A 24,526-nucleotide genomic window follows, 5' to 3' on the forward strand; every position below is an offset into this window, starting at 1 on the left:
AGATAAAAATTTGGAGTGGAGGGATTGTACTCGAATGCAGTCGGGATATTTGCAAGAAAAAAGACAACCGCCTAATCGTAAAATCGTCTATAACAGCCAATGCCCTTTTTGCAGTGTACAATGCAAGATGCAATTGATTGAGCGTAAGCATGGACAGGAAACATCATACGACGTTGTTGGCATAGAGAACCCCACGTCAAAAGGCCGTTTATGTGTAAAAGGGCTGAATGCTCACCAACACGCCTTTCATCCCGATCGGCTTACACAACCGCTGGCCAAAGTAAATGGAAAATGGCTGCCGATTAGTTGGGATGAAGCACTGAAACAAATCGCCGAAAACGTTCAAGCAATTCAGCAAGAAGATGGGCATGATGCAATGGCCGTATATGGAAGCGCCTCAATTACAAATGAAGAAGCATATTTGCTCGGTAAGTTTGCCCGTGTAGCCTTGAAAACAAGGCATATTGACTATAATGGCCGGCTCTGTATGTCGGCTGCTGCCTCCGCTGCTACAACAGCATTTGGAATAGATAGAGGCTTAACCAATTCCCTTGAAGACGTTCTGTTTGCGGAATGTCTGATGTTGGTAGGGACCAATTTAGCTGAATGCCAACCAACGCTGATGCCTTACATTGAACAAGCGAAAAAGAACGGCGCTTTTCTTATCGTCGTTGATCCAAGGGAAACGGCAACTGCACAGCTGGCTGACTTGCATATAAAGCTAAAACCTGGTACAGACGCTGCTTTAGCAAATGGGTTATTGAAATGTATCTTAGAAGGTGGCTACGAAGATGCCGCTTTCATCCAAAAACGGGTTGAAGGGTTTGCGGAAGTCAAAGCCCATATTGCCAAGCTCAAACTTGAAAACATAGCCGAGCAAACAGGGGTCAGCGGCGATGTGATCACCAAGGCTGCTGAAACGTTTGCTAAGGCAAGAACAGGGATGATTTTTACGGCAAGGGGCGTTGAGCAGCAAACAAACGGCTCCATGGCTGTCCGTAATTTCCTGAATGTTCTAATCGCTACAGGGAAGTTAGGCAAACACTCATGTGGATTTGCCGCGGTTACAGGACAAAGTAATGGCCAAGGGGCAAGGGAACATGGTCAAAAAGCCGATCAGCTTCCAGGATACCGTTCAATCGAAAATGAAGAGCATCGCGCTCATATTGCCGCTATTTGGGGGATTTCACCTGAACAGTTGCCAAGGAAGGGTGTCTCGGCTTTTGAAATGATGAAAAAAGCAGACAAGGGGGAAATTACCGGAATGTTTTTAATGTGCTCCAATCCGGTCGTATCCCATCCACAGGCCGATTTTGTCAAAAATGCTTTAAAAAAGCTGAAATTTCTGGTCGCTGTCGACTTATTTGTTTCTGAAACAGCTCAGCTTGCTGACTTGATCTTGCCGTCCACTTCTTATTTGGAAGATGAAGGCACGATGACAAATGTCGAAGGCAGAGTGACACTGCGTGAAGCCAGTATGCCTCCTTATGGGGAAGCCCGCCATGATTGGCAAATTATCTGTAACATTGCGGCTGTTCTTGGCAAAGGAACTGATTTTTCCTATTCCTGCGCGGAAGACATTTTTACTGAATTAAGAATGGCCAGCAAAGGTGGAATCGCTGATTACTATGGAATTACGTATGAGCGGCTTAGGAAAGAAAAGGGGATTTTTTGGCCATGCCCTAGCCTAGAACATCCAGGGACGCCACTGTTATTTACGGATTGTTTTTATCGGCCAAACAAAAAAGCGCTTATGACCGTTGTTCCGAACGACGCGCCTGTACCAAAAGAAAAACCAAGTCGAGATTACCCTCTTTATTTAACGACGGGCAGAGTGCTTGCTCACTATTTGACTGGCGTACAGACACGAAATAGCGCCTCCCTTATGGCACGAAACTTTGAATCTTTTGTAGAAATGCATCCAGAAACCGCTAAAAAGCATGGAATTGCTGATCGAACGCTTATCAAGCTGACTACCAAACAAGGCAGTATGATCGTCCGTTGTCACTTTACGGAAACGATTCGTGAAGATACTGTATTTGTCCCTTTTCACTGGAGTGGCAAACAAAACGTCAATCGTATAATTACAGGCAATTTAGACCCTGATTGCCGCATGCCAGCTTTTAAAGTCAGCGCAGTAAGGGCTGAACCATTAGTTGTTCATGAGCAAATGGAAGGAGTGTTGGGAACATGAAACTTTCTGAGTTACGCAAAAGCGGGCATGCGCCTTCGTTGTTTTCCGCTTTTTTATATTTCGATGTAAGCTTTATGATTTGGGTATTGCTTGGTGCCCTTGGCGCATACATTACTGCTGATTTTGGCTTGAGTGCTTCACAAATTGGGTTCATTGTCGGGATTCCGATTTTAGCAGGCTCTGTTTTCCGCATCCTTGTTGGCATTTTGACAGATCGTTATGGGCCAAAAAAGACGAGCATAGCAGGCATGGTTGTAACGATGGTACCGCTGTTGTGGGGCTGGCTATTTGGTACGAGCTTGTCAGAATTGATCGCGATCGGGCTGCTGCTTGGCGTTGCGGGTGCTAGTTTTTCTGCTTCGCTGCCAATGGCTAGCCGGTGGTACCCCCCTCATTTACAAGGAGTAGCAATGGGCATAGCAGGAGCCGGAAATAGTGGTACCTTATTTGCTACATTGTTCGGGCCAAGGCTGGCAGAAATTGTTGGTTGGAATGGGGTGATGGGACTAGCGCTTATTCCTCTTTCCCTTGTGCTCATCTCTTACATCCTGATGGCGAAGGAGCCACCAAACCAGCCAGCTCCAAAGCCGTTAAAAGCGTATTTCCGTGTATTCCAAGAGCGTGATACATGGTACTTTTGCTTGCTTTACAGTGTTACATTTGGTGGATTTGTAGGCTTGTCAAGCTTTTTAAGCTATTTCTTTGTAAACCAGTATGCTGTTTCAGGGGTCAGAGCAGGGGAGTTTGTCACACTTGTCGTTGCTGCCGGCAGCTTATTGCGCCCAATTGGCGGGTTGATTGCAGACAAAATTGGCGGTGCTCGCTTGCTTACTGTGCTTTTTGTTGGCGTAGCCCTTTGTATGTTTGCCGTTAGTTTTCTCCCGCCGATTGCGTTTGCTCTTACTGTGTTATTTATAGGCATGGGCTGCCTCGGCATGGGCAACGGTGCTGTGTTTCAACTTGTCCCGCAGCGTTTCCATAAAGAAATCGGCATGGTAACTGGCATCGTTGGAGCTGCTGGAGGCGTTGGCGGCTTTTTCTTGCCAAATATTCTCGGCTTGTTTAAGGATATAACGGGGACGTACGCTAGCGGATTTCTTCTGTTCGCCCTTTCTGCCTGTTTCGCCCTTGGGCTGTTACTGTTTGCTCAGCACTCATGGAAGAAGGCGTGGACAGAGACAAAGCAGACGACGTCTATTTAAGCGACTTGAAGATAAAATGGAGGCCAGCGAACGCTGGCCTCTGTTTTATTGGTGACGGTTTGTCTGTATCGATTGTTAATCGTTCTTTTTTGGTGGTTTGGTTTTCTGGTGATTGCTTTTTGGCACGGCACGTTTGTGCTGTTTTTTTTGTTCCTGTTTTAAACGTTTTTTCTCTTCACGTTCATGCTTGTTTTTGAAGTTGCGGAGCTCAACGAGTTCACGACGTAGCCGCCGCTCTTTGACCTGCTCTTTTAGTCTTTCTTGGCGCAATGCTTTTAAAAGAGAAATGACCATAAGCACGATGATAATCGAAAAAGGAAACGCCACGACAATCATTGTGTTTTGCAATGCTTGCAGGCCGCCGCTATAGAGAAGAACAGCGGCCGTTGCTGACATTAACAGGCCCCATGTTATTTTAATTTTGTTAGCTGGATTTAATGATCCTTTTGTAGACTGGCTACCTAGCACAAATGTGGCTGAATCAGCTGACGTAATAAAAAATACAGCGATTAAAAAGATCGTTATAAAGGATGTAATGGTACTAAAGGGCATTGTACTTAGCACGCCAAACAACATCTCTTCATCAGCTAATGTTGAAATAGCGGCAGCCCCCGAAGACTCGGCAGCAATCGATGTCCCCCCTAAAAATGAAAACCAAACAAAGCCTAGCAGCGATGGGACTAGCAGTACGCCAATGACGAATTCTCGCAGTGTCCGTCCTCGCGATACGCGGGCAATGAATGTACCAACGTAAGGGGACCATGCCATCCACCAGGCCCAATAAAACAAGGTCCACGCGTTAATCCAAGCACGGTGTTCTGCACTGTTTGGCGCAATCGTAAAACTAAGTTCAGGCAAGGATTGTATGTACTGGCCAAGTGTATTTGTGAAAAGGTTTAACGAGTACATGGTTGCACCAAACACGGCGAAAAACAGCAACATAAGCACGACAAGTGTCATATTGACAATACTTAAAATGCGGATTCCCTTATCAAGCCCTGTACTTGCTGAAATAAGAAAGAGCACGGTAATCACAACAATAATCGCTAACTGGAGCATAAAGCTGTTTTCTAAGTTTGTCAGGAAGGAAATGCCGCCGTTCATTTGAGCGGCCCCAAATCCGAGCGTCGTTGCAATTCCTGACAATGTGGCAATAATAGCGATCACATCAATCGTTTTGCCAAAGAAGCCATTTGGATTAATTAATGGCGACAACGCTGCGCTAATCAGGCCAGGCTGTTCTTTGCGGAAATTAAAGTAAGCCAAACAAATCGCCACAATTGCATAAATGGCCCAACCATGAAAACCCCAATGGAGAAATACGTACTTCATGGACTCTAGCGCAGCTGCTCCCGTTCCTTCTTCTACAGTCGGTGAGCTCACTGCATAATGAGCAATTGGTTCGGCAGCTCCGAAAAACAGAAGCCCGACGCCGAGTCCTGCGCTAAATAAGAAAGCAAACCATGTTAAGTAACTGTATTCAGGACGGTCTTCATCTTTGCCTAAACGTATCTTTCCATAAGGGCTAAAGATAAAAAAGAGGCATACAAGCAAAAAGAAGGTAACGACGATTAAATAATACCAGCCAAACCGATCGGCGATAAAGGCCTGGGCAGCGGCTGTAATCGCTTCAAGGCGCGCTGGAGCAGAGATGCCAACAACAATAAAGATAAGGAGGATGCCAAGCACCCAGTAAAATACGGGGTCAATCTTCGTTCGTGTGTCATTTGAATTCATTGATGCGCTCCTTGTTTTAAATCAACTGTGATGACGGAATAAACTTTACTTACCCATTTATTCGCGTTTATAACCTGGGAGGTGATTTCCAAATACTTTTCCCATTATACTTAACTCCCATGTATGCGTCTATGAACTCGAACAAAAAGCGATGAAAATAGATAGTTGAGCTTAGGAAGAAGGAATGAGAGGCAAGGAGGATTTACCCACAATGAATGATTGTTAAAACAGAAAGCCCGCATCTTTCTTAGTAAGATGCGGGAGAAAATACAACGAACAAACATTCTGTTTTTTTGTTGACGAACATTCGTTCGATCGTTATAATAATAATCAAAAGGAGTGTGATTATGATGATCCGGTTATTAAACAGAGCTGCTACTGAGCAAGGGCGGGTAGAACTCATCTATGAAGCAAAAAATAAAAAGCTAACCCAAAGGGAAGTTACAGTATACACCGTTACCGAGACGCATGTTTTTTGTTATTGCCATTTAAAAAATGCGTATCGAGCCTTTGCACTGGACCATATTCTCTCATGCGCTTGGTTGACAAATAAACGCGGGAATCGTTCCCTTATTGGTTAACGTTTTTGCCTGGTAACCCATTAAGTCGATGACCCCAATGGTTGGTTGGACCATAGCCATTCCCAATTTGTAAAGACCAAGTAATGGCATCTGCTGTAAAAGCTTTTGCTTTTTGGACTGCATCCAATAGCGCTATGCCTTTAGCCAATTGGGCACAAATCGCTGCTGAGAAGGTACAGCCTGTCCCATGTGTGTGTTTTGTATCCGTACGGGGCGCATCCAATTTAAACAATCCAGTCTCTCTACTGTAAAACACATCAACCGCATCGCCTGTTAAACTTCCCCCTTTTACAACAACGCTTTGTGCCCCTAATTCTTTAACAATCCGTATGGCTGCTTTTTCCATATCGTCAATATCATCAATTTGCATGTCAATTAAATCTTCCGCTTCAGCAATATTAGGTGTGACAATTGTTGCTAAAGGCACAAGTGTCTCGCGAAGCTTAGCGCGCACATGCTTTTCTAGCAATGGGTCGCCGTTTTTGGCCATCATCACTGGGTCGCAAACATAAGGGACGTTTTTGTGGGAATTTAGTTGTTGTTGCAGGAGTTCCATCATTTCTGGGAGCGCGATCATGCCTGTTTTAATAGCGCTTGGGTAAATATCATCGACAACCGCTTGGAACTGCTGGTCGATGAATTCAAGGGGTACGTGGTGGATAGCCCGCACACCTGTCGTATTTTGCGCCACTAGCGAGGTAATCACGCTCATTCCATACACTTCTAGTTCTTGAAACGTCTTGAGATCGGCTTGAATGCCAGCTCCTCCTGTAGGATCGGTTCCAGCGATCGTTAAAGCGCGATAAATCGTCGACAACGCCATCATCCTTTCTGTCTAAAATAAAAAAACAGCCGCCCGTACTTGTGGAGGCGACTGTTGTAATGTAAAAAAAACAAATGTATTTTTTACGTTTCCACTTCCCTACGCTAGTATGAACTAGATCAGGTTGAAGAGTTAAAGGCGAACCTTTTCTCAGCACGAAGCACCCCTAGTGGAATCTATGTGTTTGCTGTTGTTTTACTCGTTAACAGCGTCTTTTAACTGTTTACCTGGCTTGAAAGCAGGGTTTTTTGTTGCTGGGATTTCAATTTCTTCGCCAGTTTGCGGGTTGCGGCCTTTACGAGCAGAACGCTCGCGGACTTCAAAGCTACCAAAACCGACGAGTTGTACTTTTGCTCCTTTTACGAGTGATTCCGTAATGCCATTAAAAACAGCGTCAACTGCTTTGGAAGCGTCTTTTTTAGAGATTTCTGCTTGTTCTGATACTGCATTGATTAAATCTGTTTTGTTCATCTTAAAAAACTCCTTTTCTTATCGTAAAGTTGTTTCATTCTTTTCTTCTTACAGACCAACATATTGCTATATTCGCTGTGTGCGGCTTATAGCGACAATGCCTGCCCTTAATTTACTCATGAATCCTTGTTGTGTCAAGACTTAAAGGCCAAAATAAGGCTGAACACCTGATTTTTAATCACTTTGTAACGTTTTTCCCCAAATTCAGCACTATTCTTGTCATCAAACGTGTCCTTTTATTTAGGGCCTATTTTCTGTAGGTAATGGTTTTGTAGGATTTTCATTTGTTGTCTGTTTGCTGTTGTTCGCATATGTTTTCTTTTCTTTGTCATAAAAAGGCTTCATTTCATCACAAACAGTGGAAGCGTCCATCGGAATGCCTATACGGTAAGCGGATCGAGAAATCATTAATGCTGCAATCGGCACCGTAATAAACACAAATAGAATCGTTAACAACAACTTGCCAATAAACTCGCCTTTTAATACAAAAAAGTAGAGGAATACAGCGGCCATGATCATCATAATGCCAAATGTCGAATTTTTTCCCGTCGCATGGAGACGGGAGTACACATCAGGCAATCGAACGATGCCGACAGCAGAAAGGAAGCCGAAAATAGATCCTAGTAATGCCAAAACTGCGATTAGCCATTCAATCGTCGTCAAACAAATTCCCCCTTTCAAGAAATTTCGCCATGGCGGCTGAGCCTACAAAAGCGAGAATGCCTACGACGAGAAGAATTTCGGTATAGGCGCGTGTGTCTTGAAGAATCATTAAGATGCCGACAAAGCCAATTAATAAGATGCCAACGGTATCAAGCGCCACAATGCGGTCATGATTGGTTGGTCCAAGAAGGGCACGGACAAAACAAAGGAGCGCGGCTAGGCTTAGTATGACTAAAGCAATAGAGAGCAACAAATTAAACATGATAGCGACGGGTCACCTCCAAAATGCCAGCCTCAAATGTATCTTTTGCTTGCTTAACCAGCCCATCTTTGTCTTCGGCATTTAAGGCATGGACAAAAATGTAGCGACCGTCTTCTGAAAACTCAATCGACATCGTTCCTGGTGTCAATGTCATCATGACGGCAAACAATGTTTTTTCCACCCTCGTCTCCAGTTCAGTTGGCACGGCAATGATCCCAGGAGCAATGTTCATTTTAGGGCTGATGACAATTTTGGCAACATCCAGGTTGGCAACCGTCAATTCCTTGGCAAACACACCCATTAGCTTTAAAAAAGACCAAACGCGAAGCATGTAAAAATAGCGGCCTTTAAAACGGATTAAACAAAGAACGACAAGCATCCCTATGACATAACCAAAAACGAAAGTTTGGGCGGTAAAACTGTTTTGAAAGAGCATCCACAAAAACGCAACTAACGTATTTATGATTAATTGAAACGCCATTTTCTCACTCTCCCAAAACAGATTGAATGTAAATTTCCGGATTGAGTAGCTGGTCTGCTACAGCAAGCGAATAAGTAAATACAGGTTCAGCAGCAACGCCTAGGGCAATCGTTAACATCACCAGGGGAACGATTGGCAGCAAGAGTTTTGTTACGGAAATAGAGGCCTGTTCGTCTGTATGTGCTTGTTTTCCCCAGAACGCATATACAAAAATCTTGATCATTGAAAACAACGTCAATAAGCCGACGAGCAACGCGACAAAGGCAATCCCGTAACTTTCGATCACTAAGCTTTCCAAGATGAGCGGGAATTTGCTGAAAAAGCCACTCAAAGGAGGAATCCCAGCAAGGGATAATGCGCAGATTAAAAAGAGCCACGCTAGCCAAGGGTGCGTCTTCAGCAAGCCGCCCATTTGCTTAATATCGGTTGTGCCTGTCACTTTTTGTGTTGCTCCAGCAAACAGAAAAAGTGCTGTTTTGACAATGATATGGTGAGCAATGTAAAAGACTGCCCCAGCAATAGCGGCTCGTGTATAGAGGCCAAGGCCCATTACCATATAACCTACTTGGCTAATGATATGGTAGGAAAGAATCCGTTTGAAATCAAATTGCGATACGGCTCCAAGGACGCCAAAAAACATCGTCAATCCTGCAATCCATAAAATAAACGTATGTGTAAATCCTGGATCATTTGTAAAAATGAGCGTAAATGTTCGGATGATCGCATAAATGCCAACCTTCGTCAACAATCCGCCAAACAGGGCGGCAATCGCAGCTGGCGGCCCGTAATAAGAGCGGGGAAGCCAGAAATAAAGGGGAAATAACGCTCCTTTCATCGCAAATACAATAAAGAAAATCATCGCTACCACTTGCAAAGCCCCTGTTTGTTCCATTTCCCCGATCCGAACTGCTAAGTGGGCCATATTTAACGTGCCTGTAATCCCATAAAGGTAGGCGACGCCAACTAAAAAGAGGATGGAAGCAAATACGTTGATCGCTGCATACTTAAACGATTCTCGCAATTGGTAGCCTGTTCCTCCAATAACGATTAACGCATAGGATGACAACAGCATCACTTCAAAGAAAACAAACAAGTTAAATAAATCCCCAGTGAGAAAAGCGCCGTTTACTCCAGTCAACAGAAAGAAGTAAAAGGGGTAGAAATAAAACTTTTCCCGTTCAGGATGGATGGTGTAAAAGGCGAAAAGCAAACAAACTAGCCCGATAATAGCAGAGAGAAGTACCATAAATGTGGAAAACAAATCTGATACGAATACAATGCCGAATGGGGCATTCCAATTTCCGAACTCGAGTGTGGTAATGCCATTTGTATAAGCGTCATATGCAAGAAACAGCGCGCTTGCCAATATCGCAATAGAGGCAAGCAAGCTAATGAAGCGCTGCATCTTGCGATAGTTGGCAAATAAAATCAACGTTGCTCCAATTGCAAATGGCAAAATAACAGGAATGATTAGCATATTATTCATCGGCAGAACCCCTTAATTTCTCTAAGTCGTCGGTGTTATGCACTTTGTATGTCCGGTAGCCAAGCACTACAAGAAAGGCAGTGATTCCAAAACTGATGACAATCGCTGTCAAAATAAGCGCTTGCGGGAGCGGGTCTGTGTAGCCGCCGTCTGCCATATGCTCAAGTGGTGGAGCTTCGGCATTTAGACCAGCCATCGTCAAAAGCAGCAAATGGGCGCCATGGGAAAGAATCATTAACGACACAATCACGCGAAGCAAGCTACGTGTTAGCAGAAGATAAGTGCCGATCGCGAAAAGAACGCCGATGACGATAAACATTAAAATTTCCATTAGCCTTTATCCTCCGCAATCGTTAGGGTTACAACCATTGCCATCGCTACGACTACAAAAAAGATACCTAAGTCGAAAGGCAACGCTGTCGTTAATTCGACTTTACCGAAAAAAGGGAAATGGAAGTAATCAAAGAAATGTTCCAAGTAGGCTTGGCCAAACAGGATGCCGATAAAACCAACCGCAGCAGTCAGCAACAAGCCAATCGCAATAAATGGCACAAATGAAATCTTGATCGCTTCGTGGGCTTTTTTACGGTCAAAAACGACATAAATAAGAATAAAGGCACAGGCGGCCATTAACCCGCCAATGAACCCCCCACCTGGATCGTTATGTCCGGCAAAAAACAAGTAAAAGGCAAAGGCGAGAATAAAATAGGCGGCTACAGTAATAAGCGTTTGCTGAAGCACGTCATGGGATTTGGAATACTTCACACATCTTCCCCTCCTTTAAAGCGGTGTTTGATTAACATGATGACGGCAAGTGAGACAATGCCAAGCACAAGGACTTCAAGCATCGTATCAAGTCCCCGGAAATCAACGAGGATGACGTTTACCATATTGGTTCCGCCTCCAAGTTTATAAACGTTTTCGATGTAATAGTCGGAGATCGAAGAAAAATTAGCATCGGTGCCTAGCGAATAAGCGCTAATACCAACAACCGTAATGGTCACCCCGACAGCGGCTGAAATCAAAATATTGCCCAGTTTCTTTGAAGGAGCCGCCTTTTCCGGCGCCATTTCTGGCAAGTGCCTGAATGCGAGCATTAATAGGACAACCGTTACCGTTTCAATTAAAAGCTGTGTAAGCGCCAAGTCCGGTGCGCGAAACATCGCAAAATAGAGTGCCATAATGTAGCCGATGATTCCTGCAAAGATAATCAATGTCATCCGTTTTTGAATAAACGGTAGGCACAAAGTGGTCACTATAAACACTGCTGTTACGATATAGACAAAAAACGGAGTTGTCGCTACAGTACTTGTGTTAAAAGACCATGCATCAGCATACCAAAATGTCCAACCGAGGAGCAAAAGGATAAACGCACACATATAAACAAAATAATCCCTTAGCAACCCTGTCATTTGCGCTCTTGTGACAGTTTGCGAAAAGTGAATAAGACCGTCTAAGCCTTGATCGTAAAACCAATGGAGTGGGTCTCTTTCACGTTTATAGATGTTAAACTGCGACCATTTTTTCATCGTGATCAAGAGTACGCTTCCGCAAAAAATGATAGCCAATGTCATTAGCAATTCTGTATTAATCCCGTGCCAGAGCGAGAATTTGATGTCAAGCTCGTCCACAGAAAAACGGGGGAGTATGCTAGTGACAGCAGGAGCAACAAGCGATTGGGCGACGATGTTTGGAAATATACCGAGCGTAACAACTAAGGCTACTAGGATCACTGGGCTAATCAGCATTCCGAAAGGAGCTTCATGTACGGTTTTTTCGTAATGGCTTTGCTCGAATTTTCCGAAGAACGTCTTGAAAAATGTGACCGCACAGTACAGAAACGTAAATACACTAGCAATCCAAGCAATAACAGGAAGCAGAAAGCCTATCGTTCCCAATGAAAAGAAATCGCCCTCAGTTGCCCGTAGCAAGCTCGTAAAAAACATTTCTTTTGATAGAAAGCCGTTAAATGGCGGCAATCCAGCCATGGAAGCCAGCCCTATTGCTGAAATCGCAAAAGTGATGGGCATGATCGTCATTAATCCGCCTAATTTGCGGATATCCCTAGTGCCGGTTTCATGGTCGATAATGCCAACTGCCATAAACAAGCTGCCTTTAAAAGTCGCGTGGTTTAGCAAATGGAAGACTGCAGTCGTTATAGCTAGTGAATAAAAGACGGCCCCTTCTCCTGATTCCATATAAAGGGCAGCCGACCCAACTCCAAGCAAACTCATAATCAGCCCTAGTTGGCTGATGGTTGAGTAAGCCAAGATCCCTTTTAAATCTTTTTGGCGCACAGCCGTAATCGATCCGTACGTCAGTGTAACAAGCCCTGCAATCACCAATGCCCAAAACCATACAGCGTCGCCGCCGAACACAGGCGTTAACCGGGCTACTAAATAAATGCCCGCTTTTACCATCGTGGCTGAATGCAAATAGGCGGACACCGGAGTAGGCGCTTCCATTGCATCAGGCAACCAAATATGGAACGGGAATTGCGCTGACTTAGTAAAAGCGCCAAGCAGTACTAAAATCATCGCCGCTAAAAAGAGTGTGCTACCGGCCAAGCCTTCTGTTTGCGCAATGATGTCACGGACACTGAATGTGCCTGTCATACCGTAGAGAATACAGAAGCCGGCTAGCATTGCAAAGCCACCGAACACGGTGATTAACATTGATTTTTGGGCACCATATACGGACGCTTTGCGATGGAACCAATAGCTAATAAGCAGCGCTGAAGCAAGGCTGGTTAGTTCCCAAAAGATATACAAAACAATTAAATTATCGGACAATACGACGCCAACCATAGCCCCCATAAACATGAGCAAGTAAACGTAAAAGTGATGAAGGCGTTCTGACACTTTGTCCAAGTAGTAAATGGAATACAATACGACCAATGCACCAATCCCTGTAATTAACAAGGCAAATAATAAACTAAGGCCGTCAACATACAAATCGACATTAATCCCGAGTGAGGGAACCCAGGAAAGGGAGACGTACTCGTAACCGCCTTCCATCGTTGTCGGTAAAAACGTTAAAAAGTACAGAAAAAGGGCAGTTGGAACCAATAGAACGAACCAACCAGTATGGATTTTTTTTGTATACGGGTAAATGATTGGTATAAGAATAGCCATCATAAATGGAATGAGGATGGCGATATGTAAACTGGACATGCCTGACCTCCTTTGAAATGAAAATAGGAACAATCGATTTAGTACGATCTCAGCCATTATAACGCAAAAAAAAAAGCCGTGCACCCTTAGTATACCAAGGATTTACGATGTTTGACTTATCTATTAAATAGGATAGAAGACGTAAGGGGAGCCTAAATTTTTTGTTATTAATTTTTAAAATGTATAAATCGACCCTTAATCAGACCACGCTATATGTAAAAAAAGAAGGCGGGGATGTTTCATTCGAACTCAAACGAAAGGGATCTTATGTGGGGGCGTATTTACGTTCATTTTTCTAGGCAGTTGGTGGCTGGATCAGGATACGTGGAAAGAAAAAAGGGAAGGCTTTACTATACAAGGGTATGATTCAGTTGAATTTGCGCCGCGTGAATATATAAAGCTTTTGCCAAAAGAGACAGAAGAAAAAGACGACTTTTAAAAGTCGTCTTTTTCTTCAAGGCACACAAGGCGGGCGATTTCTATCAATCTTTATGAAGAGAGTTTAATCCTGTCCGTTAATGAACGCCTAAGGAGTTCATCGTGAATCAAATCAATGAAGTCTTGGTTAAGTTCAAGCTCAATGGCTTTATGGTACGTTTCGATTAGCAACTCGTCCGATAAATTTTCCATTGTCCCCCGCTAAAGCGTCAGCAGGTTCACCTCCTCGTCGATAGAAATGACCGCGACCTTAACAATCACTTATATGATTAATCAAATCCTATCATGTATCAGGAACTAGAACAACCGTTCGTTTATCCACATGGACTCGTTGATAACCTGTTAGCATTTTGTGGGTTTTTGTCTCAAACTCCTAATATACAAGTGTTTATAAAGTGAACAAAGTTATCCACAGGAATGGGCATGGGTGTATTTGTCGAAAAGTTTTTCGTTCGTAATGGTTTTTGTCGAATCATGAATAAGAAGCTTTATAAAAAAGGGTTTTGTTTGATAAAATGGGGGATGAACGGTATAGTTGATGATTGGTTAGTGAATGTGGAATGTTTAGAAATGAGGTGCTGATGTGTTCAGCGAGTTACTCCCTAATCAATACGTAAAAAGCATTTATGACATTGACTTGAATGCGCTCCGTGACCGTGGAATAAAAGCGGTCATTACCGATTTAGATAATACTTTAGTTGAATGGCACCGGCCAGGCGCGACACCAGAAGTCAAACAATGGTTGAAAGAACTGGAAAAAACAGGCTTACACGTAACGATTGTGTCAAACAACAATGAAAAGCGGGTAAAAACTTTTTGTGACCCTGAGAAAGTGGTTTTTATCCATAGCGCTAAAAAGCCTATGAGAAGAGCGTTTAGGCAGGCGTGCTCACAAATGGGGGTTCGTACTGATGAAGCAGTCGTTATTGGTGATCAAATATTCACAGATGTTCTCGGCGGTAACCGTGCGGGGCTGTATACGATTTTGGTCGTGCCAGTTGCAAGCACCGATGGTTGGATGACAAAAGTAAATCGACGTGTTGAACGGATTGTATTAAAATGGATGAGAAGAAAAGGCTACATACATTGGGAGGATGAGGCATGACGGAATCGAAGGAAGAATGGCACTGTTCAGGTTGTGGTGTCTCCATTCAAACGGAAGATCCGAAAAAGCTTGGTTACGCACCAGAATCGGCTTTAAAGCGAGACGTAGTAGTTTGCAAACGGTGTTACAGGCTTAAACATTACAATGAAATTGAGCCGGTTTCAATTGGCGATGAAGATTTTCAAGCGATGTTTGCGTCCCTTCACCATAAAAAGGCATTAATTGTAAAAGTTGTTGACGTCGTCGATTTCTATGGCAGTTGGATTTCAGGTGCCCAACGGTTTGTTGGTAAAAACCCTGTGTTGCTTGTGGCTAATAAAGTTGACCTTCTTCCTAAATCGACGAACCGCAACAAGTTGACAAACTGGCTTAAAAAATCAGCGAGTGACTTAGGGTTAAAGCCACTTGAAGTAAAATTAATGAGTACTGTGACCGGGGAAGGGATTGATGATGTCGCTTTAACGATTGACGACATGCGAAGAGGCCGAGATGTTTATGTCGTTGGCTGTACGAATGTTGGCAAGTCATCGTTTATCAACCGAATCCTCGCTATGCATGGACAAACGGGTGAAGCGATGATTACGACTTCTCACTTTCCAGGGACGACACTGGCGATGATTGATATTCCTCTAGGCGATGGCAAGTCGTTGGTGGATACACCTGGACTGGTTAATCGCCACCAATATGCCCATTTGCTAAGTGTAAAAGGGCTAAAGGAAATTACGCCCAAAAAAGAAATCAAACCAATTGTGTATCAACTAAAAGAAGGACAGACCCTTTTTTTAGGGGGCTTAGCCCGATTTGATTTTGTAAAGGGGGCCCCTTCCTCGTTTATTGTTTATGCGGCAAATCGTTTGCATATTCACCGCACCAAAATGGAAAAAGCAGATGACTTGTACAGCAAGCATGGAGGCGAACTGCTTGTCCCTCCGTATAAAGAAGACGGTGAACAAGTTCGCCCACTCGTGAAGCATTCGTTTAAAGTTGGCAAAGAGCCAATGGATATTGTCTTCTCAGGGTTAGGATGGATTCGGATTCAGACGGAAGGCGCCATCGTTGAAGCACACGCCCCAAAAGAAGTCGGCGTAGCGATTCGCCGTTCTATCCATACGTAAAAAGGGAGCAGGAGGTGGAGGAAATGACCCGCCAATTTGGTTTAATTGGTCATCCACTAGGCCATAGCAAAAGCCCAGTCATGCATGAAGCAGCCTACAAAGATATGGGGTTAGACGCTGTTTATTGTGCCTATGACATTTCTCCTCAGGAATTGGGAAATGCTATACGTACAATGAAAGCGCAAGGCATCGACGGGTTTAACGTAACCATTCCCCATAAAGTCGCAATCATCGACTATTTAGACGAAATTGATGAAGATGCCGAAGCGATGGGGGCGGTCAATACAGTCGTTTGTCAGGACGGCCGTTGGGTCGGCAAAAACACAGATGCGGATGGTTACATCGAATCCCTTCTGCCGGTTGTAAGCGACCAATCGCTTACAGGAAGGCGTGTGCTTGTCATTGGTGCAGGAGGCGCGGCGAGGGCTGTAATCCACGCCCTCGGCAAACAACGTGCCACTATTTCTGTTTCAAACCGGACGGCGGAAAAAGCCCAGGAGCTGGCGCAGCTGTTTAGCCATTTGACTATTGAGGCAATCCCGCTTAACGAGGCGGAATCAACGCTCGGAACATACGACGTATTAATTAATACGACTTCAGTCGGTATGTACCCTGATACGAGCAAACAGCCGATCGCTTTAGACCGTCTTAAGCAAGCAACGATTGTTAGTGATTTAATTTATAACCCATATGAGACAGCGCTTTTGCAAGAAGCGAAACAAAGAGGAAACCGGATTTTAAATGGCATTGGCATGTTTGTCAATCAAGGAGCGTTGTCCATTGAACACTGGACAGGGCGCAAACCAAACCGCAAATGCATGGAACGCGTTGTTCGTATGCATTTGACTTAATGGGAGAGGTACTAGCAAATGTTAACAAATAAACAGAAGCGGTTTTTACGGGCCAAGTCACATGCGGTCCAGCCGATTTTTCAAGTCGGCAAAGGGGGCATCAACCAAAACATGATTGTGCAAATCAACGAAGCCCTCGAAGCACGAGAATTAATTAAAATTAGCGTATTGCAAAACTGCCTTGATGATAAACATCACGTTGCGGAAGAAATTGTCAACCAAACACGCTCTTTTCTCGTGCAAGTCATTGGCAATATGATCATTCTTTATAAACCGTCAAAAGAAAACAAACAGATCGAGTTGCCTGGCCGGTAACAGAGGAGTGAGGTAAGAGTGAAGCGGATTGGATTATTTGGCGGCACGTTTGACCCTCCTCATCTCGGCCATTTGCTTATCGCGCAAGAGGCATTAACGGCAGTCAAATTGGATGAAGTCTGGTTTGTGCCTGTGTCGACACCTCCCCATAAAGAGCGTGCCGGTTTAACGTCTGGCAAAGACCGATACGACATGGTGAAAGCTGCTCTCGTTCAAGAGGAGCGCTTTCGAGTTTGTGACATCGAACTAATCCGCAAAGGAAAATCATATACAATTGATACAGTTCGCGAGTTGAAGCAAACCTACCCTGACGATGAGTTCTTTTTTTTGATTGGGGGCGATATGGTCAATATGTTGCCAGAATGGCGTGGAATCGATGAACTGAAACAATTGGTGACGTTTGTTGCCTTTAACCGTCCTGGTGCAAGCGCGAAAAGCCAGCCGGACGTCCATTTCGTCCCGTTTGTCGAAGTCAACATCTCTTCTTCGCTAATAAGGGAACGGCTTGCAAAAGGCAAACCGATTCGCTATTTTGTTACGCCGGCAGTTGAACAATTGATTGAGGAGCGGAATCTTTATGGCGATAACAACGAATGAAGCACTCCATGAAGTCAAACAGCATTTGACCGATGTGCGTTATACCCACACTCTCGGCGTTCGGGATACGGCGCTAGCTCTTGCTAAGCAATATGGTGCTGATGAATCGAAGGCTGAACTTGCAGCGATTCTTCATGATATTTGTAAATACCACGATGTACAAACGATGCAAGACATTGTTCGAAACAAGCTACATGAGCCTCATTGGGGCGAATACGGAAACGAGCTGCTTCACGCCCCTTGTGGAGCCTACTTTGCAGAACATCAATTAGGCGTTAAAGATAAAGACATTTTGCTTGCAATCCGTTTTCATACAACGGGGCGTGCCGGCATGGGTTTGTTGGAAAAAGTCTTATTTGTTGCCGATTATATTGAACCAAACCGGCGTTTTCCAGGTGTGGAACAAGCGAGAAAATTAGCTGAGGAAAGTTTAGACGCAGCTTGTTGTTTTGCCCTTAGGCAAACGATGTTTTTATTGTTAGATAGAAAACAGCTCATCCACCCGGAAACCGTATCCGCTTATAACGCTTTTTATAAACAGAAAGGAGCAATGGAATTTGAATGAACATTTAAAAATGGCGGTTGCCGCACTAGACGACAAAAAAGCGATGCAAATTACCGCACTAGATATGCGAGGCATTTCACCAATTGCCGATTATTTTATCATTTGCCACGGAAATTCTGAAAAGCAAGTGCAAGCAATTGCCCATGAATTGAAAAAAGTGTCCCAAGAAGCTGGGCTTGACATTAAACGGCTAGAAGGGTACGACGTAGCCCGTTGGGTGCTGATTGACATTGGTGATGTTGTCGTCCACATTTTCCATAAAGACGAACGTCTCTATTACAACCTCGAGAAGTTGTGGGGGGACGCAGCTCAAGTCGATTTGCAAGAGGTACTGAACGAATGCTAAAGCCAGGGATTACGGCGGACTTGGCTGTTGTACGGGAAGCGCCATTTGGTTATTTCTTAAGTGATGGGCATACCGATATCCTTCTCCATCAAAACGAGGCGACGAAGCCTCTCGAGTTGGAAGAAAAAGTGTGTGTGTTTCTATATCATGACCATCAAAATCGACTCTCAGCAACGATGCACGAACCGATTATTAAAAACGATGAAATGGGCTGGCTAAAGGTTGTCAGCGTGCGTCAAGGGCATGGCGTTTTTGTCGATAACGGAATTTCAAGGGACTTATTTGTGTCGATGGATGAATTGCCTTTTGATCGGCGTGAGTGGCCAGCGGCAGGGGATCGATTGTTTTGTTCATTGACGTGGGATAAAAAAGGGCGACTAATGGGCAAGTTGGTCAAAGGGTCGCCTGTCACTTCCCAAGCAATTGCGGCAGATCGATCATGGTTAAATAAAGAAGTCAAAGGCGTGGTTTACCACTTTCTTGATGAAGGGGCAGCGTTGCTCATTGAAAATGGTCCTGTCGGTTTCCTCCATCAAGATGAAGCTGCTGAAGTTCCCCGCCTTGGACAGACGATTCACGGCCGTGTCCAATTTGTACGAGACGATGGGCGTGTGAATATAACGCAACGGCTTCTTCGTACAGAACAACAAAAAGAAGACGCTGACCGCATTCTCGCTTTTTTGGCAGAACGTAAAGGCGGAATGCCTTATACGGATAAATCGCCTCCTGAAGACATTAAAGCCCGTTTTGGTATGAGCAAGGCGGCATTTAAACGGGCGCTTGGCAAACTGATCAAAGACGGCAAAGTCGAACAGCGTGACGGTTTTACGTATCGGGTGGAAAAGGAATGAGCTACAGCCATTTATCTTTCTGGTACGATGCATTCATGAGTCATGTTGATTACACAAAGTGGGCCACTTATTTTGAACGCACATGCAACATGTACGGCGTTCAGGCTAACCGAGTGCTAGATCTAGGCTGCGGTACAGGGGAATGGCTGTTAGAGATGCATGAACGTGGTTTGACGGCAGTAGGGGTTGACCTTTCAGAACAAATGCTTGCGGTAGCGCAGGCCAAATTGCAGGAAGCAGGTTACCAACCTCTGTTATATCAAGGCGATATGAGCGATTTGCCGCCAGTTGGTTCATTTGATGTCGTGACGATTTTTTGCGATTCATTAAACTACTTACAAGACGAGGACAGTGTGACACGCACTTTTGCCGCTTGTTATAACCTGTTAACTAAGGGCGGCCTGCTTCTCTTTGATGTCCATTCTCCTACACGCATGGAAGCCTTTCCTGGAGAAGTGTACGCTCAAGCAGATGAAGAAGTTTCATACATTTGGCATAGTTTTGCAGGGGAAGATCCCTTAAGTGTCGTACACGAACTGACGTTTTTTGTTCGGCAACAAGATGGACGATATGAACGGCTGGAAGAAGCGCATTTTGAGCGAACGTATACAGTAGAAATGTATAAAGTAATGCTGAAACAGGCTGGATTCGCTGATCTAACCGTGACCGCGGACTTTACAAATGAACCACCGACAAGCAAGAGTGAACGGTTGTTTTTCTCTTGTCGAAAAGTTTAAGCAGGAAAAAGGCAAAATAACACGAAAAAAGCAGGAGGGAAAGCCAAACCTCCTGCTTTTTTACTTTGGTTCGTATAAAACTTCCGCCAATAGCTTTTCTTTTTCAGTTGCGTATTTTTCGTGTGTGCGTTTGAACAGAGAACCAAAACCATCCCCTAATTCATCATCTAAAACAGCAAGGCCTTCTCCAGTGATTCCCCCAGGGACGCAAACTCGTTTTTGCAATGCGGGAAGCGTGTAATGACCACTCTCCAATAATTTTCCTAAGCCAATGATCATTGAAGTCGTCAACTCGGTCGCTTCTTCTTGTGAGATCGACGTTTCGCTTACCGCGCCATCGATAAATCGTTGCGCAAGGAAGGAAAAGAACGCAGGGCCGCAACTGACAATATCGGACGCCACACGAGTAATCTCCTCTTCGATTTGCAAAGGCTCTGAAACAGCCGATACAAAACGCAATAAATTTGCTTGGTCTTCCTGTGTACATTTATTCCCGAATGTCACTAAAGTTGATCCAGACAAAGCACGGTTTAAAATGCTAGGGATAATACGGCATGTCTTGCAAGGCAAAGCCGCATCAAGGGACTCAACAGAAATAGGGCTAGTAATCGAAATGGCGATTTGATCAGTAGCCACATGGGGCTGGAGGGCGTGAAACAATGCGGGCATTTCCTTTGGCTTCACACAAAGGAACAGCCACTCGCATGTAGAGGCAATCTCTTCAAGAGAAGTAGACACCGTAATCCCTGGATACGTTGCTTTCAGCGCAGCCGCTTTTTCAGGGGAACGGTTAATGATGGAAATATTCGTCTGTTTCAGCGCCCCGGCATCAATAAATGATTCAATTAATAAACTTCCCATACTTCCTGTACCAATAAAACCGACATTCATATTCTCACACTCCTCGATAGCTGCTCTTTCATGAACGTATGCCAACCTGCCTGTTCATCATTCCAAAAAGGAGGAATTTATGAAGACGTTCCCGATAAAAAAGTATGCTTTGTATGGGGGCGGAGTCACGATTTGTACACTCATTGTCGTCGTTTTGGTGTTTGTCGACTTTCAAGGGGAAAATGACACTATCAATGAGATACCGCCATGGTTAGAGGAAAGCGAGGAAACAGAACTTGAAGAGGAAGCAGGGGATGGCGTTCTTGTCGTCGACGTAAAAGGAATGGTAGCTTCGCCAGGCGTGTACGAGTTGGAGGTGGGCAGCCGTTTATTTGAAGCAATTGAAAAAGCAGGTGGCTTTACGGACAGCGCCAACCGTGAGGCGGTCAATTTAGCTTTGCGCCTTGAAGATGAAATGGTTGTGTATGTGCCAAAAGAAGGTGAGGACGAAGGGGCAGGGCCGGTTCTTGCTGTTGAAATGAATGAGACAGATCATGAAGACACCATTAATATAAATGAAGCCACTGAAGCAGATTTGCTAACGTTACAAGGAATCGGCCCGTCAAAAGCGGCAGCGATCATTGGATACAGGGAAGAAAACGGCTCATTTGCCACAGTTGAAGAGCTAATGAATGTGAGCGGGATCGGCGAAAAAACATTCGAAGCACTTGAACCATTGATTCGGGTGAAGTAAAGATTGACTTATGTTGGCGATCGCTTCTACAATTTAAGCGAAAGGGGAAAAGCAATGGAACGTATTTCATGGGATCAATATTTTTTAGCGCAAAGCAAATTGCTTTCGCTGCGAAGCACATGCCCACGTTTAAAAGTAGGCGCCACAATTGTGAGAGACAAGCGGATTATTGCAGGCGGCTACAACGGCTCTGTTTCCGGGTCAGACCATTGTCTTGACAAAGGCTGTTATGTAGTCGACAACCATTGCATCCGTACCGTTCATGCAGAGGTAAATGCGTTGCTGCAATGCGCCAAATTTGGTGTGCCGACCGCTGGCGCGGAAATTTACATTACACATTTTCCTTGCATTCATTGTACCAAATCGCTGATTCAAGCTGGCATTGCCCGCGTTTATTATGCAAAGGACTATAAAAACCATCCTTATGCAGAAGAGTTGTTCAACGAAGCGGGCATTCCATGCATAGAAGTGGAACTAGACGAAGCGGCCATTGATCAACAGTTCCATGAGAAGCTTGCCTTAACAACAGCGCTTTTGCAAGAAATTGAACGGTTAGGGGCAAGCGAAGAAGAATTGGATGCCTATGTAAAGCGAACAAAGAACTTGTATTTCTCAGCAAGCAATGATGTGCCAGAAGAGAAATGAACCGCCTGTGCATCAGTTTGCTCACAGCGAGCGCAGCTGTTGTGTTCGTTTTAAGCAGCCATGTTGGCGTTGCTGTCGCTTTGTTTATAGGAGCAATCGCTCTCCTGCCCGCGGCTTGGCGGAGCGGCTGGCTAGCAGCGGTGACGGCATTTGTACTGCCGTTGCTTCTGTTTGCTAGTGTGGCGACTGTGCACAAAAAAAGCAACGTCAGCATGCTTTCAGGTGAGGAAACGGCGTTTATTGTAGTGGTAAAAGAAACACCTCGCCTTGATGGCAATCGCTTCCGGGTAGTCGTTGAAACAACGGCCGGGGAGCGCTTGCAATTAGCAAGCCGTTTGCAATCAGAAAGCGAGCAACGTTTAGGAAAATTATTACCAGGAGACCATTGCCGCGTAAATGGAAAGTTGAGCGAGCCAGCGCCTCCGCGCAACCGTTATGCATTTGACTATAGCCGCTATTTATATGAGCAACGAATTCACTGGCTGTTGGAGGCAGAGTCTGGGTCCTTTGTATGCAAACGCCCGGACGGGCTTTCGTTATTGACCCATTTGCAGGCATTTCGAGCACAATTGCTTCACGAGGCGGCTGCTGCCTTTCCAGAAGAAGCAGGAGGCATTGTGTTGGCGCTTACTCTTGGAGAGCGTTTCTATGTAGAAGAAGACGTGATTGAAGCTTACTCAACGCTTGGCATTATCCACTTGCTAGCGATCTCTGGCTTGCATGTTGGCTTGGTGACTGGAGCCGCTTTCTTTATCTGTATCCGCATCGGTTTGACGCGTGAGCGTGCCGCACTATTCATGCTTATTCTCTTGCCTATTTTTGCAATTCTCGCCGGGGCGGCGCCTCCGGTAGTACGCGCGTCCGCAATGGCATTCGTGTTTTTTCTATTTGCCTTACGCAAATGGCGAATTCACCCCTTATTCGGTTTTGCTACGATCTATTTCCTCTATCTGTTGTTGGATCCTTACAAACTGTTCCAACTCGGTTTTCAACTTTCGTTTCTCGTATCGTTTGCTCTGATTTTCTCGGCTAAAACGATTCAAACCGCAAACGGAGGGTATTTACGGCAAATGTGCACGGTCACAACAATTGCCCAGTTTGCCGGATTGCCGCTTATCTTTTTCCATTTCTATGAATGGTCACCTTTCAGCCTTCTCCTCAACCTTGTGTATATTCCACTTGTTTCATTTATCGTTCTTCCCTTTAGTTTCCTCTCTCTGATTGCGTTTGTATGGCTTCCTGAGCAAGTAAATCTGTTTATTGGATTGCTCGAATCGCTTTTGACGTTTGTTCATCCAACTCTTCTTAAGCTAAGTGAATCTACTTTTCAGCTTGTGCTTGGGAAACCTCCGGTATGGCTTGTAGTCGCAATGTATGGTGCTCTTGCTTTTGCTTTTGTCCATTGGCAGGAACAAAAATGGCCTTTGCCGATCGCTTTTTTGCCTTTTGTTGCCTGTTTAATCGTTGGAGCTGTTGCGCCTTACGTTCAGTCAAAAGCAGCTGTGACGATGATTGATGTCGGCCAAGGCGATAGTTTTTTGATTGAGCTCCCTTACCGAAAAGGGATTTATATGATCGATACTGGGGGAGTGGCAGTTTATGGCGAGGAAGAAGACTGGCAGCAACGGAAAAACACGTTCGACCCAGGCAGTGATGTCATTGCTCCATTTTTAAAAGCGAAAGGCATCAGCAAAATAGACATGCTTGTTTTAACACATGGCGATTACGACCATATTGGCGGGGCAACTGGTTTGTTGAATGAAATCAATGTCGAACAGGTTATTTATCCGAAAGGGCCAGTTGAAAAGGAAACTGAAATTGAGCTCCTCGAAAACATTCACGCATCGCCAACCAACCTCCACTTTACGAGAGCAAACGAGGTGCTTGCTGAGAATTGGTATGTGTTGCATCCACCAGAGGGAGAACACTTTACAGGAAATGACGGTTCTATCGTAATATTTGCTGAAATTGAAGGGGTGACGTTTCTATTCACTGGAGATTTGGAAGAGACAGGAGAACAGAGGCTTATGCGCTCGTATCCCGGCATACAAGCAGATGTGCTAAAAGTTGGCCATCATGGCAGTTTATCGTCTACGACAGAACCGTTTATTAGCCAAGTGGCACCGCGCTATGCATTCATCTCGGCAGGGCCCCAAAACCGCTTTGGCCACCCTCACCCTGAAGTGGTTGAGCGGCTAGAAAGGGCGAATATGATCGTGTGGCGAACAGATCTACATGGAATGGTTGAACTGACGCTTAGCAATGGGGAAATTGAGGCGGTGGAGACGATGCTAAAACCGTGA

General features: G+C 44.7%; 27 protein-coding genes and 1 riboswitch. Of the genes, 15 read left to right on the forward strand and 12 right to left on the reverse strand.

The features are described 5' to 3' along the window. Positions 1 to 34: 34 nt before the first annotated feature. Both nasC and V5G21_RS17515 read left to right on the forward strand, forming a co-directional pair. The gene (gene nasC, locus V5G21_RS17510; protein WP_011246468.1) at positions 35 to 2,194 is read left to right on the forward strand and encodes an assimilatory nitrate reductase catalytic subunit NasC; all 2,160 of its coding nucleotides are present in this window, start codon (positions 35 to 37) and stop codon (positions 2,192 to 2,194) included. Next, complete coding sequence (locus V5G21_RS17515; RefSeq protein WP_011246469.1) at positions 2,191 to 3,396, forward strand: nitrate/nitrite transporter; 1,206 nt, start codon at positions 2,191 to 2,193, stop codon at positions 3,394 to 3,396. The genes nasC and V5G21_RS17515 overlap by 4 nt, the downstream gene beginning before the upstream one ends. 75 nt (positions 3,397 to 3,471) lie before the next feature. On the opposite strand, the gene V5G21_RS17520 is transcribed toward V5G21_RS17515, so the two are convergent. Further along, complete coding sequence (locus V5G21_RS17520) at positions 3,472 to 5,133, reverse strand: BCCT family transporter (RefSeq protein WP_011246470.1); 1,662 nt, start codon at positions 5,131 to 5,133, stop codon at positions 3,472 to 3,474. A 350-nt stretch (positions 5,134 to 5,483) separates the two neighbouring features. Here V5G21_RS17520 and V5G21_RS21480 point away from each other — a divergent pair, with 350 nt between their 5' ends. After that, on the forward strand, positions 5,484 to 5,714 hold the full coding sequence (locus tag V5G21_RS21480) for a WYL domain-containing protein (protein ID WP_350006515.1): 231 nt from the start codon (positions 5,484 to 5,486) through the stop codon (positions 5,712 to 5,714). On the opposite strand, the gene thiD is transcribed toward V5G21_RS21480, so the two are convergent. From thiD to V5G21_RS17570, 10 genes are all read right to left on the reverse strand, one after another. Continuing rightward, the gene (thiD, locus tag V5G21_RS17525) at positions 5,704 to 6,531 is read right to left on the reverse strand and encodes a bifunctional hydroxymethylpyrimidine kinase/phosphomethylpyrimidine kinase (protein ID WP_011246471.1); all 828 of its coding nucleotides are present in this window, start codon (positions 6,529 to 6,531) and stop codon (positions 5,704 to 5,706) included. The two genes, V5G21_RS21480 and thiD, sit on opposite strands and share 11 nt — an antisense overlap. A gap of 85 nt (positions 6,532 to 6,616) precedes the next feature. Further along, a riboswitch (TPP riboswitch) is annotated at positions 6,617 to 6,715 on the reverse strand. Between the two features lie 17 nt (positions 6,716 to 6,732). Continuing rightward, the gene (locus V5G21_RS17530) at positions 6,733 to 7,008 is read right to left on the reverse strand and encodes an HU family DNA-binding protein (RefSeq protein WP_011246472.1); all 276 of its coding nucleotides are present in this window, start codon (positions 7,006 to 7,008) and stop codon (positions 6,733 to 6,735) included. Positions 7,009 to 7,248: 240 nt separating this feature from the next. Beyond that, the gene (gene mnhG, locus V5G21_RS17535; RefSeq protein WP_095255071.1) at positions 7,249 to 7,671 is read right to left on the reverse strand and encodes a monovalent cation/H(+) antiporter subunit G; all 423 of its coding nucleotides are present in this window, start codon (positions 7,669 to 7,671) and stop codon (positions 7,249 to 7,251) included. After that, positions 7,658 to 7,933 (reverse strand): Na(+)/H(+) antiporter subunit F1, encoded by a 276-nt coding sequence (locus V5G21_RS17540; RefSeq protein WP_011246474.1) that lies wholly within the window; start codon positions 7,931 to 7,933, stop codon positions 7,658 to 7,660. Before V5G21_RS17540 ends, mnhG begins: the two co-directional genes overlap by 14 nt. Next, complete coding sequence (locus tag V5G21_RS17545) at positions 7,926 to 8,414, reverse strand: Na+/H+ antiporter subunit E (protein WP_011246475.1); 489 nt, start codon at positions 8,412 to 8,414, stop codon at positions 7,926 to 7,928. The genes V5G21_RS17540 and V5G21_RS17545 overlap by 8 nt, the downstream gene beginning before the upstream one ends. A gap of 4 nt (positions 8,415 to 8,418) precedes the next feature. Further along, complete coding sequence (locus tag V5G21_RS17550; protein WP_095255072.1) at positions 8,419 to 9,900, reverse strand: Na+/H+ antiporter subunit D; 1,482 nt, start codon at positions 9,898 to 9,900, stop codon at positions 8,419 to 8,421. Then, a complete protein-coding gene (locus tag V5G21_RS17555; RefSeq protein ID WP_095255073.1) occupies positions 9,893 to 10,231 on the reverse strand; it encodes a Na(+)/H(+) antiporter subunit C in 339 nt (112 codons plus the stop codon). Before V5G21_RS17555 ends, V5G21_RS17550 begins: the two co-directional genes overlap by 8 nt. Next, on the reverse strand, positions 10,231 to 10,665 hold the full coding sequence (locus V5G21_RS17560; RefSeq protein WP_011246478.1) for a Na(+)/H(+) antiporter subunit B: 435 nt from the start codon (positions 10,663 to 10,665) through the stop codon (positions 10,231 to 10,233). The genes V5G21_RS17555 and V5G21_RS17560 overlap by 1 nt, the downstream gene beginning before the upstream one ends. Continuing rightward, positions 10,662 to 13,073 (reverse strand): Na+/H+ antiporter subunit A, encoded by a 2,412-nt coding sequence (locus V5G21_RS17565; protein ID WP_338464981.1) that lies wholly within the window; start codon positions 13,071 to 13,073, stop codon positions 10,662 to 10,664. The genes V5G21_RS17560 and V5G21_RS17565 overlap by 4 nt, the downstream gene beginning before the upstream one ends. A gap of 489 nt (positions 13,074 to 13,562) precedes the next feature. Continuing rightward, positions 13,563 to 13,703 carry a sporulation histidine kinase inhibitor Sda gene (locus tag V5G21_RS17570; RefSeq protein ID WP_035203910.1) on the reverse strand — a complete coding sequence of 47 codons (141 nt, stop codon included), beginning with the start codon at positions 13,701 to 13,703 and terminating at the stop codon, positions 13,563 to 13,565. A gap of 391 nt (positions 13,704 to 14,094) precedes the next feature. On the opposite strand from V5G21_RS17570, the gene V5G21_RS17575 reads away from it, so the two are divergent. From V5G21_RS17575 to V5G21_RS17615, 9 genes are read left to right on the forward strand one after another with little or no spacing between them, the layout of a single operon-like run. Beyond that, the gene (locus tag V5G21_RS17575; RefSeq protein WP_011246480.1) at positions 14,095 to 14,616 is read left to right on the forward strand and encodes a YqeG family HAD IIIA-type phosphatase; all 522 of its coding nucleotides are present in this window, start codon (positions 14,095 to 14,097) and stop codon (positions 14,614 to 14,616) included. Further along, positions 14,613 to 15,731 (forward strand): ribosome biogenesis GTPase YqeH, encoded by a 1,119-nt coding sequence (gene yqeH, locus V5G21_RS17580; protein WP_073304003.1) that lies wholly within the window; start codon positions 14,613 to 14,615, stop codon positions 15,729 to 15,731. Before V5G21_RS17575 ends, yqeH begins: the two co-directional genes overlap by 4 nt. 23 nt (positions 15,732 to 15,754) lie before the next feature. Next, complete coding sequence (gene aroE, locus V5G21_RS17585) at positions 15,755 to 16,582, forward strand: shikimate dehydrogenase (RefSeq protein ID WP_011246482.1); 828 nt, start codon at positions 15,755 to 15,757, stop codon at positions 16,580 to 16,582. An 18-nt stretch (positions 16,583 to 16,600) separates the two neighbouring features. After that, positions 16,601 to 16,897 carry a ribosome assembly RNA-binding protein YhbY gene (yhbY, locus tag V5G21_RS17590; RefSeq protein ID WP_011246483.1) on the forward strand — a complete coding sequence of 99 codons (297 nt, stop codon included), beginning with the start codon at positions 16,601 to 16,603 and terminating at the stop codon, positions 16,895 to 16,897. Positions 16,898 to 16,915: 18 nt separating this feature from the next. Then, on the forward strand, positions 16,916 to 17,494 hold the full coding sequence (locus V5G21_RS17595) for a nicotinate-nucleotide adenylyltransferase (RefSeq protein WP_011246484.1): 579 nt from the start codon (positions 16,916 to 16,918) through the stop codon (positions 17,492 to 17,494). Further along, positions 17,475 to 18,059, forward strand: a complete 585-nt coding sequence (yqeK, locus tag V5G21_RS17600; RefSeq protein WP_011246485.1) for a bis(5'-nucleosyl)-tetraphosphatase (symmetrical) YqeK — start codon at positions 17,475 to 17,477, stop codon at positions 18,057 to 18,059. Before V5G21_RS17595 ends, yqeK begins: the two co-directional genes overlap by 20 nt. A gap of 10 nt (positions 18,060 to 18,069) precedes the next feature. Beyond that, positions 18,070 to 18,405, forward strand: coding sequence for a ribosome silencing factor (gene rsfS / locus V5G21_RS17605; RefSeq protein ID WP_035204205.1), 336 nt, complete (start codon positions 18,070 to 18,072; stop codon positions 18,403 to 18,405). Then, a complete protein-coding gene (locus V5G21_RS17610) occupies positions 18,399 to 19,256 on the forward strand; it encodes a CvfB family protein (protein WP_212929954.1) in 858 nt (285 codons plus the stop codon). The genes rsfS and V5G21_RS17610 overlap by 7 nt, the downstream gene beginning before the upstream one ends. After that, on the forward strand, positions 19,253 to 19,993 hold the full coding sequence (locus tag V5G21_RS17615) for a class I SAM-dependent DNA methyltransferase (RefSeq protein ID WP_338464982.1): 741 nt from the start codon (positions 19,253 to 19,255) through the stop codon (positions 19,991 to 19,993). The genes V5G21_RS17610 and V5G21_RS17615 overlap by 4 nt, the downstream gene beginning before the upstream one ends. A 60-nt stretch (positions 19,994 to 20,053) precedes the next feature. Here V5G21_RS17615 and comER read toward each other — a convergent pair whose 3' ends face one another. Continuing rightward, entirely contained in the window at positions 20,054 to 20,884 is an 831-nt protein-coding gene (gene comER / locus V5G21_RS17620; protein WP_095316134.1) for a late competence protein ComER, read from the reverse strand. A 79-nt stretch (positions 20,885 to 20,963) separates the two neighbouring features. Here comER and V5G21_RS17625 point away from each other — a divergent pair, with 79 nt between their 5' ends. From V5G21_RS17625 to V5G21_RS17635, 3 genes are read left to right on the forward strand one after another with little or no spacing between them, the layout of a single operon-like run. Next, entirely contained in the window at positions 20,964 to 21,578 is a 615-nt protein-coding gene (locus tag V5G21_RS17625) for a helix-hairpin-helix domain-containing protein (protein WP_095236184.1), read from the forward strand. Between the two features lie 54 nt (positions 21,579 to 21,632). Further along, positions 21,633 to 22,223 (forward strand): ComE operon protein 2, encoded by a 591-nt coding sequence (locus tag V5G21_RS17630; RefSeq protein WP_035203931.1) that lies wholly within the window; start codon positions 21,633 to 21,635, stop codon positions 22,221 to 22,223. Next, positions 22,220 to 24,526, forward strand: coding sequence for a DNA internalization-related competence protein ComEC/Rec2 (locus V5G21_RS17635; RefSeq protein ID WP_338464984.1), 2,307 nt, complete (start codon positions 22,220 to 22,222; stop codon positions 24,524 to 24,526). The genes V5G21_RS17630 and V5G21_RS17635 overlap by 4 nt, the downstream gene beginning before the upstream one ends.

The sequence above is a fragment of the Shouchella rhizosphaerae genome (genome assembly GCF_036700015.1).
GTDB lineage: Bacteria > Bacillota > Bacilli > Bacillales > Bacillaceae_D > Shouchella > Shouchella rhizosphaerae.

Excerpts from the sequence above, each read along its gene's own strand:
- comER (WP_095316134.1), bottom strand. The coding sequence starts at position 20,884 with ATGAATGTCGGTTTTATTGGTACAGGAAGTATGGGAAGTTTATTAATT.
- V5G21_RS17555 (WP_095255073.1), bottom strand. The coding sequence starts at position 10,231 with ATGGAAATTTTAATGTTTATCGTCATCGGCGTTCTTTTCGCGATCGGC.
- aroE (WP_011246482.1), top strand. The coding sequence starts at position 15,755 with ATGACCCGCCAATTTGGTTTAATTGGTCATCCACTAGGCCATAGCAAA.
- V5G21_RS17540 (WP_011246474.1), bottom strand. The coding sequence starts at position 7,933 with ATGTTTAATTTGTTGCTCTCTATTGCTTTAGTCATACTAAGCCTAGCC.
- V5G21_RS17515 (WP_011246469.1), top strand. The coding sequence starts at position 2,191 with ATGAAACTTTCTGAGTTACGCAAAAGCGGGCATGCGCCTTCGTTGTTT.
- V5G21_RS17520 (WP_011246470.1), bottom strand. The coding sequence starts at position 5,133 with ATGAATTCAAATGACACACGAACGAAGATTGACCCCGTATTTTACTGG.
- rsfS (WP_035204205.1), top strand. The coding sequence starts at position 18,070 with ATGGCGGTTGCCGCACTAGACGACAAAAAAGCGATGCAAATTACCGCA.
- yqeH (WP_073304003.1), top strand. The coding sequence starts at position 14,613 with ATGACGGAATCGAAGGAAGAATGGCACTGTTCAGGTTGTGGTGTCTCC.
- V5G21_RS17610 (WP_212929954.1), top strand. The coding sequence starts at position 18,399 with ATGCTAAAGCCAGGGATTACGGCGGACTTGGCTGTTGTACGGGAAGCG.
- yqeK (WP_011246485.1), top strand. The coding sequence starts at position 17,475 with ATGGCGATAACAACGAATGAAGCACTCCATGAAGTCAAACAGCATTTG.
- V5G21_RS21480 (WP_350006515.1), top strand. The coding sequence starts at position 5,484 with ATGATCCGGTTATTAAACAGAGCTGCTACTGAGCAAGGGCGGGTAGAA.
- V5G21_RS17530 (WP_011246472.1), bottom strand. The coding sequence starts at position 7,008 with ATGAACAAAACAGATTTAATCAATGCAGTATCAGAACAAGCAGAAATC.
- nasC (WP_011246468.1), top strand. The coding sequence starts at position 35 with ATGCAGTCGGGATATTTGCAAGAAAAAAGACAACCGCCTAATCGTAAA.
- V5G21_RS17550 (WP_095255072.1), bottom strand. The coding sequence starts at position 9,900 with ATGAATAATATGCTAATCATTCCTGTTATTTTGCCATTTGCAATTGGA.
- V5G21_RS17545 (WP_011246475.1), bottom strand. The coding sequence starts at position 8,414 with ATGGCGTTTCAATTAATCATAAATACGTTAGTTGCGTTTTTGTGGATG.
- yhbY (WP_011246483.1), top strand. The coding sequence starts at position 16,601 with ATGTTAACAAATAAACAGAAGCGGTTTTTACGGGCCAAGTCACATGCG.
- V5G21_RS17565 (WP_338464981.1), bottom strand. The coding sequence starts at position 13,073 with ATGTCCAGTTTACATATCGCCATCCTCATTCCATTTATGATGGCTATT.
- V5G21_RS17570 (WP_035203910.1), bottom strand. The coding sequence starts at position 13,703 with ATGGAAAATTTATCGGACGAGTTGCTAATCGAAACGTACCATAAAGCC.
- V5G21_RS17630 (WP_035203931.1), top strand. The coding sequence starts at position 21,633 with ATGGAACGTATTTCATGGGATCAATATTTTTTAGCGCAAAGCAAATTG.
- V5G21_RS17625 (WP_095236184.1), top strand. The coding sequence starts at position 20,964 with ATGAAGACGTTCCCGATAAAAAAGTATGCTTTGTATGGGGGCGGAGTC.
- V5G21_RS17635 (WP_338464984.1), top strand. The coding sequence starts at position 22,220 with ATGAACCGCCTGTGCATCAGTTTGCTCACAGCGAGCGCAGCTGTTGTG.
- V5G21_RS17615 (WP_338464982.1), top strand. The coding sequence starts at position 19,253 with ATGAGCTACAGCCATTTATCTTTCTGGTACGATGCATTCATGAGTCAT.